The organism is Mesorhizobium sp. M1A.F.Ca.IN.020.06.1.1 (assembly GCF_004023265.1).
Taxonomy (GTDB): Bacteria; Pseudomonadota; Alphaproteobacteria; order Rhizobiales; family Rhizobiaceae; genus Mesorhizobium.
This window is the reverse complement of sequence record NZ_RZSR01001823.1, coordinates 1-428: the sequence shown is the minus strand read 5'-3', so window position 1 is coordinate 428 and position 428 is coordinate 1. Positions and strand designations below refer to the sequence as shown.

1 protein-coding gene is annotated in these 428 nt (G+C 63.3%); it reads right to left on the bottom strand.

The window, feature by feature from the left end; genetic code table 11:
• A partial coding sequence (locus EOA60_RS37070; RefSeq protein ID WP_245502735.1) for a DUF433 domain-containing protein occupies positions 1 to 319 on the bottom strand: 319 nt, incomplete at its 3' end.
• Positions 320 to 428: the final 109 nt, after the last annotated feature.

Genomic DNA, 428 nt, shown 5'->3' with positions numbered 1-428 from the left:
CCCCTATCCCGCGCGAAGCCTGAAGCGAGCACTCGCTGATCTGGCTGACCTCGGCGCGTTCGACGTTCTCGTCGAACGCGCCGAGGTCAGCCAGATCAGCGAGTGCTCGCTTCAGGCTTCGCGCGGGATAGGGGCGGCCGCGCTTCGGGTAGGCCTTCGCGTAATCAATTGCCGCCTCTACCTGTTCACGGCCCAACGACGGAAAATCTTCGATGATCTCGTCGACGGACTGCGCACGAGCGAGCGCGGCGACCATGTGAACCGGAATGCTGGTGCCCTTGATGAGGGGATCGGGCCGCTCATCGTCCGACTCGACCAATCGGTGGAGCGCTCGAAGGCGATCAAGCCGCTTCTTCAGGTCCTGATCAACACGGCCGAGATCAAGCTCGATCTCGCCAAGGGTAACGCGATGCGCATCGGCCGAGAGC